Source organism: Butyrivibrio sp. WCE2006, assembly GCF_000701985.1.
GTDB lineage: Bacteria > Bacillota > Clostridia > Lachnospirales > Lachnospiraceae > Butyrivibrio.
The window spans coordinates 256483-272073 of sequence record NZ_JNKH01000003.1 but is presented as its reverse complement, the minus strand read 5'-3'; the positions used below and the strand labels follow the sequence as shown (position 1 = coordinate 272073).

The following is a 15591-nucleotide window of genomic DNA, read 5'->3' as shown; positions in this document are numbered from 1 at the left end:
TGCTGCACGCATAAGAGTATGCAGAGAAGACACAGTAATTGGATGCAGCGCTGAGGGACATGTTAGTCATATCCTTTCTGACCGGATGAGTTCTCGCCCCAGAGGCTGGAGTAAAACTGGAGCAGATAAGATGTGCCGACTTAGGGCATACTATAAAAACGGCGGTGACATGTTAGAACTGGTAAGATATCAGAATGAGATGATGCCAGCTGTAGGGGAGGAATACACTGGTATACTGTCTTCAACAGCTATGATACGCACAGAGAAAAATACACATGGAAACGTTGGAAAATACTATGAAGCCATGAATCATAAACTGAGTCTCCAGACAAAGGAGCAGTTGTATTTTAATAGTGGGATATGGACTTTGTAACGGCTTGAAAAGCCAAGGGAATCCTTTATCCGCATGATAACATAAGTGCATTGATAGATATGTATGTCAAGGATGCATGGATGCACCGTTGGCTTGTCCTTGACATACATATCTTTCAATGGTAGCGTAATTGAAGCGGATAAAGAATTTCCGTATCTATAGATGCCAGCAAATGCTGAGCATATCAAGGTTCCTTTAACCTATTAAATCCTACAGTAAATTTACGCAGTCATTACATGGCGTCTTTCTTTACACAAATCACTTAATTTCGTATAATCACAATCACGTAGATAATTATTCATCGAATTTACAGAGGAGATATTTTTTTATCATGTCAGTCAAAAATAAATTTTCACACCTTGGCCTTTCAATTGTATTTTATCTGGTCTTTTCAAATATTCTGGCAACTATCGTCATGTTCATAGGAATGTTTATTTATGCATTTTTTGCAACATTCAAAGCATCTCAGGCTGCTCTTGCATCAGGCATAGCCATAAATCCTCAGATCATGCAGAGTGCAATTATTGAATTCAGAAATAACGCCACCCTGACTAATCTTTTGACAATGCTCGCAGGATATTTTATAGCTATTCCGTGCACGATACTTGTTCTAAATTCCCCGAGATTCAGAGATATACCGGCTCTTACCGGTTTTAAGTTTTCTACCCCCTATGAGAAATCCATGCAGCGATCACTGAAACTCTCTGAATTATTAAGTTTTATTCTGTTTATGTTTCCTATGGGAATAATCGGATCTCTGATCGGGTCAGGTCTTGCTTCGGTACTTTCTGTACTTTCCGGTGTTACGATGGATGATTATTTGTCCGAAATGCTTGTAAACATGCCGCTGCCGGCAGTTCTTCTCCTAAGTGTTATACTCGCTCCTATTTTTGAGGAAATTCTTTTCAGATATGCCGTCATCGGTTACAGCAGAAGATACGGAGAATGGAATGCCATTATTATTTCAGCACTGATATTTGGTCTTATCCACACTAATATATTCCAATTTTTCTATGCATTTTTCCTGGGTATTATGCTCGGATATGTTTATATTTACACCAGAAAGCTCATATACACAATAATAATGCATGTAACCTTCAACTTTTTTGGGGCTTTCGTTCCTATCCTGATAAACCCAAACCTCAGTGAAGTGACTACAGGAAACATTATCTACAGCTCTATACAATACATTGTAGCTTTTGTAGGATTGATTCTTCTGATAAGATTCGTTAGAAAAGGGAATATTCTGAGAACATCAGAGTCTGCTCCGATACAGGAAAATATCAGCAAGGATGCTCTTCTGAATCCGGGAATGATAATCCTGTTTATTGTCTGCATCGCTCTTACCGCATTCATAATGGTATTCGCATAAAATAAGAATTATGACAAAAACACCACCAGGCTTTTACAGTCCGGTGGTATTTTTATACACTATTATTTTATTTATAGCATCTCAACAACTTCCTGAGAGAAATCTGCAAATCCATTTTTATAAAGCTCCTGAACAAATTCTACTGCTCTCTGTCCGGATTCTTCAATAGAAACAGCCTGACTGTAGATATATTCTACTTTGTTTCCATTAGCCATAATGAAATTAACCTGGGTGCCAATGATCTGTCCATCTCCGACATCCATTCCAACTACTTCCACGTCTGTGACCTCACGAACACGTCCGGCTGCAAATAATACTCTCATATAATAATACCTCCTTATATCTATTGATGATTATTCATCGTCAGAATCATCTGAATCAAAATTTATTTCCTTGAGACGCTGGGCCTGCTTATATATTCCATCCAGTGAATGTCTGAAACTCTCGAATTTATCTACCGCATCCCTGGCGTTTTTAAGTCCGTCATTTGATAATGCCGCAACCTCCTGACTTGTAGCTGAAAGATTGGAGATATTATCATTGATCTCATTTGTTGAATTATCAATCAGCTCCATGCTGTTTCCGATATCATTTATCTTATCAATGAGGTCTTCAACATTATGATTTATAGTCTCAAAGGAAGCTGCCGTATCACGGATAACCTGGTTCTGAAGTTCTACCGACTCTACTGTATTATCTATGCTCTCCATCGCCTTGTTCGCATCATCTGTCAGTTCGCCTATAATCTTGGTTATCTCGTTGGAAGCATTGTTTGTCTGTTCAGAAAGATGTCTTATATCATCCGCAACAACCGCAAATCCCTTTCCGGCTTCTCCTGCTCTTGCTGCCTCTATTGAAGCATTGAGGGCAAGTAGATTAGTCTGTTTTGATATCGCCATAATGGATCCCAAAATTTTCTGAACCTCTTCTACCTTATCAAGAACTGCCTTAGTTGATTCAGCTGTAATCTGACTGGCTGATCGAACTCCTCTTGCTTTATCACGAAGAACTTCAATGGTCTTGGCAACATCTGCAACAGTCTCTTTGGTACTCTGAGATGCCTCGATCATCTGCTGTCTTTGAGTATCAGCCACCTGGGTCTGCTCTCTGATCTCAGCAACCTTCTGCGCTTCATCCGTCACTGCATTTGCTGTGCTTTCTGTGGAAGCTGCTATGTCTTTCATACCTGCACTGGTATTCTCTATTATGCTTTCAAGTTCCTCTATGCTTCCCTGTGCCTTATCAAAATGCTTTGAAATACTTCGCGCGATTTTGCCCATGTCATGGCTTGCAGCCTCCTGGACCTGAGTATGTTCTTCAATCGTTGCAAAATGTTCCTCGTTAAAGGTACTAAGAAGATTTTGTGCAAAATATGCAGCCAGGATAACAAGAACAGTAGCAATTCCTGTAAGAGCGATTTCCGTCCCACTCCTGCCATTACTTGAAAGAACTCTCAGAGCACATATCGCATACATAATCAGTATTACTGCACTTCCGCCGATAATAATGCGTTTGTTCATGAAAATGATTCCACATACCAGGATTGGAAGCCCAAACATAACAAAATAAAGCTGAACTTCAACCAGCATTATGATCACAAATGTTACAGTAGCCCCCAGCATGATCATTGTTGATCCTATACGGTTTTCCTTAAACTTAAAATATCCTGCGGACATGACCACAACACTGGCAACAACGGCACAGATTTCAATGATTCTCCCTGCTGAAAATCCATCCGTTATTCCCTCAAAAATAAATGCGAGCGCACAAGTCGCCACAACAATGAGGCAAACTGTAAGCGCTCGCTGATTAGCACGAGAAAATTGATTACTATCCATTTTGTCCTCCTGACATAAATAATATGACAATAGCTACAAAACTTTTACACATATATTATTTTATCAGAATAGACGAAATACAGTTCTTAAATTTCACTAAATAAAGAATTCAATACTTTATAATTACTTTATAATCTTATTGCCGATCATAGTATGCTTTTCCGGAACATATAAAGTAAGTCCGAATATAACCGTCGGTAGATACAAAGGCTATTTCATTCGTTTTTTCAAGGTAATAGATGTCATCACCATCTTCTGCTTCAGTCTTATGAAGCGCATCGGGATTATTTATAAGCGCATTGGCAGCTTCAAGATATTCCGTCTCAGATGAAAATCCCATCTCTATACCATGCTTTTTGTAATGACCTTCAAGCTTATCAGCACTCCGAAAGCTGTAGTCACTTTTTGCCTTACTTTCAATTGCTTCAATGGCTGCTTTTGCTGCATCTGCTTCATCACCTTTAGCATCATTTGATATGACCTGTGCTGAATTCTCAGCCTTTTCATAGCTCGTACTTTCAGATGAAAAACTTGATGTTAATCCCGATTTTTCTTCAGTAGAAACCTGGGGATAAATCCCAAGATAAACAGCACATATAAAAAACAGTGCCAACATTCCCATATTGAAGGATTTAGGTCTTTTTCTTCTCTTCATTTTATCATTCCATTATTTATAAACTACTTCCCTTTGTATAAAGAAGCTGAGCAAAAACAATATGCAATCAACAGGTATCTTCACTACCACTTCCGGCACTGAAGGTATCATGCCGTGGAAAAACGTTACACCATATCCACTAAGAAGCATTATCACTACTGCCAATGCCGCATACTTAAGTCCTGCTGCCAGTCTGCTTCCATGTCCCTTAAAAACAACCTTATAATTGATTGAAAAATTATAGATGGCAGATATGATTCTCGCCATTACCGTTGAAAGCATTATATATCCCACCGGAAGCTGCCCTGCATTTTTCAGGATTCTGCAGAAAAGAGCAAACAACAGCATATCCAGCACACTTGCGGACAGTGATGATATAATGAATTTCACAAAAATAGCATATATCATGGCTGAATCTCTGATTGGTCTGAAATGACTCGACTTATTTTCTTCCAGATATATTGTCTGAATCTCAACCTCTCTTATAGGAATCCCAAGAGTCTTTGTGGCAAGGAGCATATTTGTTTCAAATTCAAAGCGCTCTCCTTTTTCATTCAGAAGATACTTCATAAACTCTGCAGGTATAGCCCGAAGACCAGTCTGTGTATCACTTACTTTTACCCCGGCGAGAGCTCCCATAACCTTGTTGGTAGCCTTATTGCCAAAAACAGATCTTGCAGGTATACCACTCTCATCAAAGTTCCTGCATCCAAGTATAAGTGAATCCTTAAATTCAAGAAGCTCAGCCTTTATCCTTTTAATATCTGTAATAGTATGCTGCCCGTCTGAATCTGCTGTAATTACGCCTATCATATCAGAATATTCGTTAAGACAGTAATTAAATGCATCCTTCAATGCTCTGCCCTTCCCCATATTCACCGCATGTCTGAGCACCAGAGCTCCATACTTATCATTTGCTTCCTCAAATAAATGACCAAAGCTGCTTTTATCAGATCCGTCATCCACAACGATCACAGGAAAAAGTCCGGCATTTTTAAGCTCATCCAAAAGCGTTATTAACTTTTCATCAGGCTCGTAAGCCGGAATAATTATTGGTATTGTATAGTTATTCATTTCTCATAAATGCTTATATTCGCCTGCATAAGCGAATGTTATAAGACATTGATTCTTTCTATCAGATTTAATACAAATATACAGACGAAAGAGTTATGTCACCGTCTTTTTCTTCTACCTTATAGATTTTCCAAAACTCAAACTCTCCATCCGCAGTAAGCTCATTAAATGATGATCTTATCGCATTTTCATCATTTTCACTTATGTTATCGCTCCCCTGAGCAGGATCATTTTCAGCCAGAGATTCAGTGAAAACATATTCCGCGTGGCTCCTTTTTATCATGTCCTTAATGGCAGCTGCATCTTCAGCTCCGGTAAGTGTATCATAAACTGCAGGCACAGGTGAAACCGCTTTGCTGATATAAGCATCATGCACCCAGTGATTCACATTTCCGCTTCTAAGATTCAGTACCCTGTGTCCCCACAGATTCCTGTGTCCATAAACGCTTTCCATGAAACGGTGCCCGCCATCATCAAGCATTGCCGCATTATAAGCTTCATTTTCACTAAGCTTATTTTTATATCCCCAAAGGCAGTTATAACTTCCCACATAGTCTGTTGTCAGGAGAATAAATGCCGCAGCCATTATATAAATGATTTCTTTCCTGTACTTAGCTGCAAATAAGTTTCCCCTATCTGCAATCTGTATACCTGCCCGGTCAAGAATTATTCCCAGAAGAAGATATATGCTTCCTAATGTAAACGGTGCTCCATACCTGGACGCAGAATTAGTCATGGCAAATGCGTCAAGATACTGATCCTCTGCCTGGAACAATGAAATATGGGCAATAAAGATTATAGCATATGTAAAAATACATGAGATAACAAAAAAGCGCACCATCCCCCTGGATAGCTCTTCATCTATCATCCTGTTTTTTATGACTATGAAAAGTGCCACAAAAATGATTATTATCATAGCCCCTATCGACAGGTCAAAAGTAAAGTTATGATCTGCATGCATGGACATAGTCCACATGCCAAGCAGGAAATATTTTGCTTTTTCAAGGGCATTGGCAGGTACCGCATAAGCACCTCCCACCATCTTTATACCAAGTCCCGTTGCCTTTGCAACTCTTCTGTTTATGAGGCAGAATATGAGCCAGCTTCCATAGAATACACCGGAAAAAGCAGCTGCCTTTAACAGCATTCCGATATTTCTGATATTATTTACTTCAAAATAGAAAAAGAGAGCAAAAATTGCCCACTCAATACCAACAGATTTAGTGAGTAGAATCACCGATGTATAAAGGGCTATGCGGCCAAAATAAAAAATATCCCTGTGACCTTCCCTGTCCCAGATTGCATATAAAAGCGCCCCGTACACTATTCCCATTGTGATATCAGCAGGAGTCCCATAGAAAATAATTCCGTTCACAATCCCGGGTACCAGCATAACCAGAATTGTGGCAGGAGCTGCCATCCATCCCTTGACCGGTTTTACAAGCGGCATAAGGAAAACTGCATTTAAGGCATAATACCCTGCAAACTGAAGGCTTTCTCTGTACTTCGAGGCACTTATCTGTAAAAATACCCATTTGAAAAGAGATGTTACAGGAGGATAATCCCCGAATTCAGGAGATACATTCCCATATTTTCCGGGAAAACCATTCAGATAAAAAAGCTGCTTTGCATCACTGGACCAGAAATTTATATCATCCCACCAGGTAAAAATCTGATTTCTTGTAAGATATGTTATAGCCGCAAGTATCAGTACAAAAACGAAAACTTCGGGCTTTGTTACAGCCCGAAGACTTCTTGATAATATTCTTCTATTTCTGTTTATATATACTATTTTCCTTTTTTCAGGACTTGTCTTTTTATAAAGAAAATCTGCCAGTATGAGTACTGCAAAAATTACTATCGTAAATGCAGAGGTCAGATATACCAGTTTAAGTCCCCTGAACATAGCCAGTACATATAAAGTAAGTAACTGGATCGCACCTGCGATCGCGATGGTATCACAAATGCTTTCCTTGAATTTGACTGCCAAAAGTGCCGCAGTAATAAAAAACGAAATTGGTATTAAAAACCACATTTATAGTCTCCTGATAATATATTTATATAACCTCGCAAATTATACAGAGGTTGTTACGCTTCATAAATTCAGCGTAACAACTGTTCGAACCAGGCTCAAAAGTACCTATCTAAGTTCTCACAGTTTAAAAAGAGTACCAATGAGGCCTCTTCCAAGGCTTGCACCAAGGTTTCCACCCAGTGTTTTGCCAAATTTTCCAAAGCCCTGTCCGGCAGCTTTACCCATTTCTCTGCCTACAGTTCCGCTGAGTGTGGTGGCTACGGATTTAGCCGCTCTCTTCTTTGCGTTTTCAGCCTTTTGTCTCTCTCTTTCCTTGATTTTTTCAGCAGCTGTAAGCTCCTTCTGTCTTGCCTTTTCTTCCAATGCTTTGGCTTTTTCTTCCTCAGCTCTTGCCTTTTCTCTCTCCGCCTCTTCAGCTAACATGGCACCCTTTCTCTTTAAGATCTCATAAGCTGAGTCTGAGTCTATCGCATTGGCATATCTGCTGTACAAAAGACTTCCCTTTATAGTACTGTCTCTGAGATTATCATCTATACCGCCAATCTTACTCATTGGGGGAAGCACAAATGCTCTCTTAACAATTTCAGGTGTTCCGTTTTCATCAAGTAATGACACTACTGCCTCACCTGTTCCAAGCTCCATTATAGCATCAAAGGTCTTGAATTCCGGATTCTCACGAAACGATTCAGCTGCAGCCTTAACTGCCTTCTGATCCGCTGGAGTGTACGCATGAAGGGCGTGCTGAATCTTATTGCCAAGCTGTGCCAAAACTCCATCAGGAATATCTCTTGGATTCTGAGTTACAAAATATACACCGACACCTTTAGAACGAATAAGCTTTACAACCTGCTCTATCTTATTCAGAAGTGCTTTCGAAGTATCCTTAAAAAGAAGATGCGCTTCATCAAAAAAGAATACCATCTTAGGCTTCTCCATATCCCCAACCTCAGGCAGAGTCTCGAACAGCTCTGAGAGCATCCACAAAAGGAATGTGGAATATAAAACTCCATTATTTATAAGGCTCTCGGAATCAAGGATATTTATCATTCCCTTGCCTCTGGTATCAGTCACTAACCAGTCAGTAAGATTAAGTGCAGGCTCACCAAAGAAAGTTTCAGCCCCCTGAGTTTCAAGCGCAACAACGCTCCTTAGAATAGCGCTGATGGACACCGGGCTCATTTTACCATAATCCGCTGCATAATCTTTATTATTTTCAGAAAGCTCATTAAGCAGAGCCTTTAAATCCTTTGTATCATAGAGCGGCAGGCCGTTATCATCCGCAATCTTAAACGCAATCGTGAGAATATCACTCTGCAACTCGTTAAGTCCAAGAATACGTGAAAGTAGAATCGGCCCCATCTCCGTAACCGTTGTACGAAGCTGAATTCCCTTTTCACCAAACAAATCCCAGAATGTCACCGGGTACTTATTATACTCAAATCCGGCATCCCGGAGAGAAAGCCGCTCTATCCTCTCCTCCATTCCTGAACCTTCCTGTATCATTCCGGCAAGGTCACCCTTTACATCGGCCAGAAATACCGGAACTCCCATATCAGAAAAGGATTCCGCAAGAACCTTCAGGGTTACAGTCTTACCGGAGCCTGTTGCTCCCGCAATAAGTCCATGCCTGTTCGCCATTTTGGGCAGAAGATATATTTCATCCCCACTATCTGTTCTTGCGACAAATACCTTACCGTCTTTAACCATTTTACGTCCTCCTGTCATAAGAAATTTCAAGTAAACGTCACTTCTATTTTAACGTTAAATCGTCCACAAAACAACAAGCAGCAGTCTCCCATATCAGCATTACTGTTCACACCTTATGGTGCTCACATGCAGAGTAAGCAATAACCTATTAATACATCTCATTACTAAATATCAGATATGAATTGTCCTGCAGAATCACATGCCCTGTCAGAACATCTGCATAATCTTCCCACAGATCCTTATCTATTATAAGGATTGAATCAGGATCACTGAGGAAATTTTCAACGGTTCCGTCCACGGGAATAACATCCAGATACATCTCAGCAGGAGCCACATATTCAGGCTCCCAGTGATCTGACACAGCTTTGTTTATTCTAAAATCAGAGATCAGGTAGGCGTTTTTTCCTGCATAGCTTTTCCCGTTTACAGCTGCAAAATCCTGTACATCCTCCACAAACTGATCTACGGGATGTCCACCTGTTCCCGCAAGATTTATGGTCCTTATAGTGGGAATCATGAAATATATACACATGGCCACTACTACTCCCGATATAACTACCGTAGAGATAAGTTGTTCACTACATATATCATTTATAAAAAATGAAATAAGCTTAGCGGTAAGAATGCACATAGCAATCTGTGAAGTGTAGGTATACCAGGTCAGATAGCTTCTTGTCAGTGAAAAAAAAGCAACCGGTACTATCGTCCATAAAAGGAATAAACTGTTTTCACTTACAAATACTCTTAGTGACATCAGCTTTTCAGAATTTGCTTTATCTCTTTTTACAATCAATCCTATAACAATAAAAATCAGTGCCACAGCGAAAATCATTACAATATTTGATGTGAAGAAATCATTAAGAGGCTCTAAGAAGCTACTGTCTGCTGATGATACTCTGTCTGCAACTTCTCCGACAAAAAGCGCATTCAGAAACTCAAAGCCATCAAAGAAGTACCTTTTTATCATCCACATAACGGGCAGCATTGCCGCAAGGATTACGGAAACCACAACTCTCTTTATGAAGCCAAATGAATTTCTGATTTTTGGGATATATAAAAGACCTATGATAAAAATAAGCGCTGCATGGGGGCCTTTGCACATAAATGCCATTCCCATGGAAATCGCATAGAGATACATGAAACTATATCTATAAGACATGAGATATAAAGAAAACATTGAAATCGTAAAAAATAGATTGTAAAGTGCATCCATCTCTGCTGCACGATACATATGGAAGGTAAAAAACGGAGTGCATGCCCCAAAGAGTACAGAAAAGAACACTCCTGCATATGAATCCTTTGTGTAGAAAAAGAAACCTATTATGAGTAAGCAGGTCATTATGCCCATGAGTGCCGATGGGAACCTTACCGCAAAAGAACTCACTCCAAATATTTTAAAGGATAATATCATGGCGTCCAGACTTATCGGTGGTTTGGAATTAAAATAATCCGCCGCATAGCGATATGTATTTATCATCCAGTTCCCCTGCTTAAACATTTCATACGCATTAGTGGCATGATAAGCCTCATCTGTCTGGATAAGATACCCCTTTCCAAGATTGTGAAATATCATATATGCGTCAATAAAGACGAATACGACCATCAGACAAACCCAGAACATGCTTCGATAACCTTTTTTCATACAATCCCCCATCATACAATGTCCTAAAGAATCCGCTAGCAATGAATTCTTCAGGAAGGTCATTAGTTTTCATAGTTTACTCGACACTATAATACTCAAAAACGATATAAAAAATCCCCAATTAAATTTTATTATACATTTATCAGTAACTTCATACAATCTGTTATATACGATTAACAAGCTCGAAAAAGACGTTACTGTTCACACCTTACGGTGCTCACAGCAACTGGATTTGCCCATTCCAGTTGCCTTTGGCAAAGGGGCAAATCCTATATTCAAGACGTAGAACATTCTCACGCTCAGCGCAGCAAGTGCGCAGAGCTGCCTGAACAGTAACAAAAAGACTCATAGTGGTACTTGCATGCCTCGAAACCTCGTCAAATGCTCTGCTAAAATACAGAAAAAAACCGGCAGCCATATGACTACCGGTTCTCCATAAAAAAACAATTATTTCTTATTAACAAGATCTTTAAGAGCCTTACCAGCCTTGAACTTAGGAGCTACAGAAGCAGGGATCTTGATGCTCTCGCCTGTCTGAGGGTTCTTACCTGTTCTAGCTGCTCTCTTTGTGGTCTCAAATGTACCAAAGCCAACAAGCTGAACCTTATCCTTCTTCTTGAGCTGCTTTGAAACAACATCAACAAAAGCCTTAACTGCCTTCTCAGAATCCTTCTTTGAAAGGCCTGTCTCCTTTGCGATTGCTTCTACTAATTCTGTCTTGTTCATATTGTTTTCCTCCAAATATAAGAAAATTTAACTACATTGACTATACTAGCACCCGAAAACCCTAAAAACAAGCCTTTTTCAAGAAAAAAACCCGATTTTTTGCCTATTTATGCGCTTTTTGGTGAATTTAATCAAAAAAACAGTGTATTCTTGTGAAAAACAGATATTGAAACTTCCATTAAATAGTGGTTTTTTAGCCTAAAATCATTCCTTTCCGCTCCAACAGTAGGTACATAATTTGCATGGTTCAAGGGGTATTGCCTCGACCATATCATCAAGTCTGTGATAGTGGAGTGAAGTAAAATTAAGTTCCTTTCTTATCTCTTCCAGCATTGCTTCGTAGCGGGGTGAATCCGGATCAGTATATTTTCTTACAGTCTCTTCACCCGGCTTTGGATAGCCTTCAAGCTTTTCAATAACCCGTCTTGTGATGAGTTCCATCTCGGAATTCGATCTTGAGAAATTGAGATACTTACAGCCATAAATAAGCGGAGGACATGCAGGTCTTATATGCACTTCCTTTGCTCCGCTCTTATAAAGGAATTCTGTTGTCTCCCTGAGCTGAGTTCCTCTTACGATAGAATCGTCTATAAGAAGAAGGCTCTTATTATTTATAAGCTGATTAACCGGAATCAGTTTCATCTTTGCAATAAGATCACGCCTTGACTGAATTGTAGGCATGAATGATCTGGGCCAGGTAGGCGTATATTTTACAAAAGGTCTTGAATAAGGTATCCCTGATGCATTTGAATAACCAATTGCATGTGCTACACCTGAATCAGGAACTCCTGCTACAAGATCAGGATGCAATCCCCTTTGCATATCTCTCTCGGCAAGCTTTTTACCACAGCCATACCTGATATTTTCTACATTAAATCCTTCATAGGATGATGCCGGGAATCCATAGTATATCCATAAAAATGTACAGATACGCATTTCCTCAAATGCCGGTGCTACTATCTCAACACTCTCCGGAGTGATATATGCTATTTCTCCGGGGCCCAGCTCCCTATAGGGATCGTAACCAAGATTTAAATACGAAAAACTCTCAAAGCATACGCAGAAGCCTTCATCCTTGTGTCCTATTTCCACAGGTGTCCTTCCGAACCTGTCTCTTGCCGCATATATTCCCTCAGGAGTCATGACAAGAAGCGTCATGGAGCCCTTGATTATCTCCTGGGCATACCTTATTCCTTCAACAATCGTAACCTTCTGATTAATTATAGATGCAACAAGCTCCGTAGGATTTATATCGCCTCCGCTCATCTCAAGGAAATGCGATCTGTTATCCGCAAATAACTTGTTTGTTATCTCTTCGATATTGTTGATCTTACCAACTGTTGTTATAGCATAAGTACCGTGATGTGAACGGACAATAAGAGGCTGAGGCTCGAAATCAGAAATACAGCCAATTCCAAGATTCCCCTCCATCCTGAGCATATCCTCTTCAAATTTCGGTCTGAAATAAGATCTCTCGATATTATGTATTGCACGGTCAAAACCTTTTTTCTTGTCATATACGGCAAGTCCTGCCCTGCGAGTACCTAAATGAGAATGATAATCTGTTCCGTAAAACAGATCAAAGACTGCGCTATCACGCGATGCAACTCCAAAAAAACCACCCATGGGAACCTCCAAACAGATATATATTCAGAAAAATACTACAGCAACAATAATAGCATAAAGAGGTCCAAAATTGCATTACAATAACCTAAAAAAGACGAATACAATTTATTTAAATAAAAAACCGACATGGATATTCGAGTATCCGATGCCGGTTTTGTACATTCATCTATTAGAGTCTGTCGTTTCTCTTTACGTAAGCAGGTGTTACTGAATTGGAAGCAACCTTTTTTACATGTTTAATATCAGCCCATTTATCAATTACTGCATTTTCGATATAAACACCATCTGCGATGTTGTTATATGCCAGAACAATTGAATTTCTTACTACTGCGCCCTTACCGATGTGAACGTTACGTCCAATAATTGAGTTTTCTACAGTTCCCTCGATAAGACCGGCATTACAAATGAGTGAATTTGTAACCTTCGCTCCATGGAAATACTGTGTAGGACATGCATCTGTTGTCTTGGTATAGAACGGCCAATCTGACTTAAAGAACTCCATTGAAGTTGCATAATCAAGCATCTCCATATTGGCACGATAATAATCATCAAGACTTGTGATTGCTGCAAAATATCCTTTGTGCTGAATTCCTCTTACATCAAGCTCATTGCAGGCAAGACCTATCATATCTGCAAGTGAATATGCTGATGATTCTTTTCTTGATTTCTTTATCAGGTCGATAAAGATTTCCTTACTCATAACATAGGTATCCATGCTGATGTTCTTTTCTTTAGCTGTACCCATGTTGCGTTCCAGGGATTCTACACCCTTTTGTCTGTTGAGTGTCACAACATTGCAGGCTCTGTAGAATTCCTTGGCCTGGTCAACCTTATGATACAAAAGTGTGATATCTGTTCCTGACGCAACGTGCTGATCAAGAAGCTCCTGGAAGTTCTGCTTATAAATCATGTAGCTTGGCGCTATTACTACGTAATCCTGAGGCATACGCTCTATCTGCTCAAGGTTTTCAATATATGCATTGATATCTGTATTATAGATTGAGCTTGCTCCGTTATTCTGTGTGAAAAACATCTGAATTGCGCCGCGCTTGGAATTGATGTTGTAATGTCTTCCTGAGCCTATATGCTCAACTATGGAGCGGGGTCTGCTGTTTAAGCAAACCTGAATTCTGTCGAAACCACTGTTGCTCATGTTTGAAATAGGAAAATCAATAACACGAAATCTTCCAAGGAAGGAAAATGCACCAATAGGTCTGTAATCATGAAGTCCTTCCACACGAATATAATTAGCGGCGGAGTTAATCACGCCAAATGCTCTATTTGCCATTATTTATCCTCCCCCTTTACATTTTTAGCAACAAGGAGGATTTCCTCACTCTTCTTGTTTCCTACGTTAGCATTTTTACCAATGCGGATATTTTCAGCTACAAGAGCTCTGTTTACCGTAGCCCCTTCAAACACTGTAACTCCGGGCATAAGAACCGAATCAATTACTTTTGCACCGGGCTCTATGGTTACATTCGGGAAAATAACCGAATTCTTAACCTCACCTTTAATAGCTGCACCCTGGTTTATGTATGCGCGGTCTATCTTTGCTGTCTCACCAATATATGCGGGTGTTATGCCTGTATCCTCGGTATATATCTTCCAGGAAGTATCATCGAGGTTCAATTCATTTTCACTGTCAAGAAGATCCATATTAGCTTCCCAAAGTGAATCGATTGTTCCAACATCCTTCCAGTATCCTGAGAATTCATAAGCATAAAGTGCCTTGCCCTGATCTATCATTACAGGAATAAAATCCTTACCAAAATCATGGCTTGAATCAGGATTCTTCATATCCTCAATAAGCATCTTGCGCATGGTCTTCCAGTTGAAAATATAAATTCCCATTGATGCAAGGTTGCTCTTCGGCTTCGGAGGCTTCTCCTCAAATTCCACAATTCTGCCATCCTCTGCGGTATTCATGATACCGAAACGGCAGGCTTCTTTCATAGGTACACCTCTTACCGCAATAGTTGCATCTGCGCCATGCTCCTTATGGAATCTGAGCATCTTGTCATAATTCATTTTGTAAATGTGATCTCCGGACAGAACTAAAAGATATTCCGGATCATAGGCATCGATAAAATCGATATTCTGAGAAATAGCATCTGCTGTTCCACGATAGACATCAAAACCTGAATCAGCTTTCTCTCTGGGTGTAAGAACAAATACACCGCTGTCTTTGGTATCAAGGCCCCAGCGTCCTCCTGCTGCTACATAACTGTTAAGCAGTACAGATTCATACTGTGTAAGAACTCCCACTATATCTATTCCACTGTTTGCACAGTTGCTTAGCGGAAAATCAATGATACGGTATTTACCACCGTATGCTACTGCTGGCTTTGCCACCTTGTTAGTGAGCTCATGAAGACGGCTTCCCCTGCCACCTGCAAGTATCATAGCCAACATGTTTGTTTGAGCCATATTATATCCCCTCTCTTTATATAAAATATTTATAACATTATTCTAAGCGTATTATAAAATTATTTCAATCAAAAATGGAGAAACGACAGGCTCTTTATAGTAAAAATTAATCA

The 15591-nt window shown here is 39.8% G+C and carries 13 protein-coding genes and 1 pseudogene; 2 read left to right on the top strand and 12 right to left on the bottom strand.

Features of this window, described 5'->3' with window-relative positions:
- Together T501_RS22480 and T501_RS19990 are read left to right on the top strand one after the other, a co-directional pair.
- Positions 1–134 (top strand): annotated as a pseudogene (locus T501_RS22480) (UPF0236 family transposase-like protein); the annotation flags it as partial.
- 570 nt (positions 135–704) lie between these two features.
- The gene (locus T501_RS19990) at positions 705–1745 is read left to right on the top strand and encodes a CPBP family intramembrane glutamic endopeptidase (protein WP_050008127.1); all 1041 of its coding nucleotides are present in this window, start codon (positions 705–707) and stop codon (positions 1743–1745) included.
- Positions 1746–1816: 71 nt separating this feature from the next.
- On the opposite strand, the gene T501_RS04245 is transcribed toward T501_RS19990, so the two are convergent.
- The 12 genes from T501_RS04245 to T501_RS04190 all read right to left on the bottom strand — a co-directional run bounded on the left by T501_RS04245 (position 1817) and on the right by T501_RS04190 (position 15478).
- Positions 1817–2068: a hypothetical protein gene (locus tag T501_RS04245; protein WP_026511560.1), complete on the bottom strand. Its 252-nt coding sequence runs from the start codon at positions 2066–2068 to the stop codon at positions 1817–1819.
- A gap of 30 nt (positions 2069–2098) precedes the next feature.
- Positions 2099–3583, bottom strand: coding sequence for a methyl-accepting chemotaxis protein (locus T501_RS04240; protein WP_044913451.1), 1485 nt, complete (start codon positions 3581–3583; stop codon positions 2099–2101).
- A 136-nt stretch (positions 3584–3719) separates the two neighbouring features.
- The gene (locus tag T501_RS19985) at positions 3720–4238 is read right to left on the bottom strand and encodes a hypothetical protein (RefSeq protein ID WP_050008126.1); all 519 of its coding nucleotides are present in this window, start codon (positions 4236–4238) and stop codon (positions 3720–3722) included.
- A 12-nt stretch (positions 4239–4250) separates the two neighbouring features.
- The gene (locus T501_RS04230) at positions 4251–5312 is read right to left on the bottom strand and encodes a glycosyltransferase (RefSeq protein ID WP_044913448.1); all 1062 of its coding nucleotides are present in this window, start codon (positions 5310–5312) and stop codon (positions 4251–4253) included.
- 67 nt (positions 5313–5379) lie between these two features.
- Complete coding sequence (locus T501_RS04225; protein WP_044913446.1) at positions 5380–7347, bottom strand: hypothetical protein; 1968 nt, start codon at positions 7345–7347, stop codon at positions 5380–5382.
- A gap of 117 nt (positions 7348–7464) precedes the next feature.
- Positions 7465–9054 carry a helicase HerA-like domain-containing protein gene (locus T501_RS04220; protein WP_044913445.1) on the bottom strand — a complete coding sequence of 530 codons (1590 nt, stop codon included), beginning with the start codon at positions 9052–9054 and terminating at the stop codon, positions 7465–7467.
- Between the two features lie 148 nt (positions 9055–9202).
- Positions 9203–10696: an ArnT family glycosyltransferase gene (locus T501_RS04215; protein WP_044913443.1), complete on the bottom strand. Its 1494-nt coding sequence runs from the start codon at positions 10694–10696 to the stop codon at positions 9203–9205.
- A 217-nt stretch (positions 10697–10913) separates the two neighbouring features.
- Entirely contained in the window at positions 10914–11114 is a 201-nt protein-coding gene (locus T501_RS04210) for a hypothetical protein (protein ID WP_044913441.1), read from the bottom strand.
- A 29-nt stretch (positions 11115–11143) separates the two neighbouring features.
- A complete protein-coding gene (locus tag T501_RS04205; RefSeq protein WP_022761419.1) occupies positions 11144–11422 on the bottom strand; it encodes an HU family DNA-binding protein in 279 nt (92 codons plus the stop codon).
- Between the two features lie 204 nt (positions 11423–11626).
- The gene (locus T501_RS04200) at positions 11627–13048 is read right to left on the bottom strand and encodes an amidophosphoribosyltransferase (RefSeq protein WP_026511554.1); all 1422 of its coding nucleotides are present in this window, start codon (positions 13046–13048) and stop codon (positions 11627–11629) included.
- Between the two features lie 169 nt (positions 13049–13217).
- Positions 13218–14336, bottom strand: a complete 1119-nt coding sequence (gene glgD, locus T501_RS04195; RefSeq protein ID WP_044913439.1) for a glucose-1-phosphate adenylyltransferase subunit GlgD — start codon at positions 14334–14336, stop codon at positions 13218–13220.
- Complete coding sequence (locus tag T501_RS04190; RefSeq protein WP_044913438.1) at positions 14336–15478, bottom strand: glucose-1-phosphate adenylyltransferase; 1143 nt, start codon at positions 15476–15478, stop codon at positions 14336–14338. Before T501_RS04190 ends, glgD begins: the two co-directional genes overlap by 1 nt.
- Positions 15479–15591 lie beyond the last annotated feature (113 nt).

Bases quoted from the DNA above. Each gene is read 5' to 3' on its own strand.
- glgD (WP_044913439.1), bottom strand. From the start codon at position 14,336: ATGGCAAATAGAGCATTTGGCGTGATTAACTCCGCCGCTAATTATATT.
- T501_RS04220 (WP_044913445.1), bottom strand. From the start codon at position 9,054: ATGGTTAAAGACGGTAAGGTATTTGTCGCAAGAACAGATAGTGGGGAT.
- T501_RS04210 (WP_044913441.1), bottom strand. From the start codon at position 11,114: ATGGCTGCCGGTTTTTTTCTGTATTTTAGCAGAGCATTTGACGAGGTT.
- T501_RS04225 (WP_044913446.1), bottom strand. From the start codon at position 7,347: ATGTGGTTTTTAATACCAATTTCGTTTTTTATTACTGCGGCACTTTTG.
- T501_RS04245 (WP_026511560.1), bottom strand. From the start codon at position 2,068: ATGAGAGTATTATTTGCAGCCGGACGTGTTCGTGAGGTCACAGACGTG.
- T501_RS04190 (WP_044913438.1), bottom strand. From the start codon at position 15,478: ATGGCTCAAACAAACATGTTGGCTATGATACTTGCAGGTGGCAGGGGA.
- T501_RS04205 (WP_022761419.1), bottom strand. From the start codon at position 11,422: ATGAACAAGACAGAATTAGTAGAAGCAATCGCAAAGGAGACAGGCCTT.
- T501_RS04240 (WP_044913451.1), bottom strand. From the start codon at position 3,583: ATGGATAGTAATCAATTTTCTCGTGCTAATCAGCGAGCGCTTACAGTT.
- T501_RS19990 (WP_050008127.1), top strand. From the start codon at position 705: ATGTCAGTCAAAAATAAATTTTCACACCTTGGCCTTTCAATTGTATTT.
- T501_RS04230 (WP_044913448.1), bottom strand. From the start codon at position 5,312: ATGAATAACTATACAATACCAATAATTATTCCGGCTTACGAGCCTGAT.
- T501_RS04215 (WP_044913443.1), bottom strand. From the start codon at position 10,696: ATGAAAAAAGGTTATCGAAGCATGTTCTGGGTTTGTCTGATGGTCGTA.
- T501_RS19985 (WP_050008126.1), bottom strand. From the start codon at position 4,238: ATGAAGAGAAGAAAAAGACCTAAATCCTTCAATATGGGAATGTTGGCA.
- T501_RS04200 (WP_026511554.1), bottom strand. From the start codon at position 13,048: ATGGGTGGTTTTTTTGGAGTTGCATCGCGTGATAGCGCAGTCTTTGAT.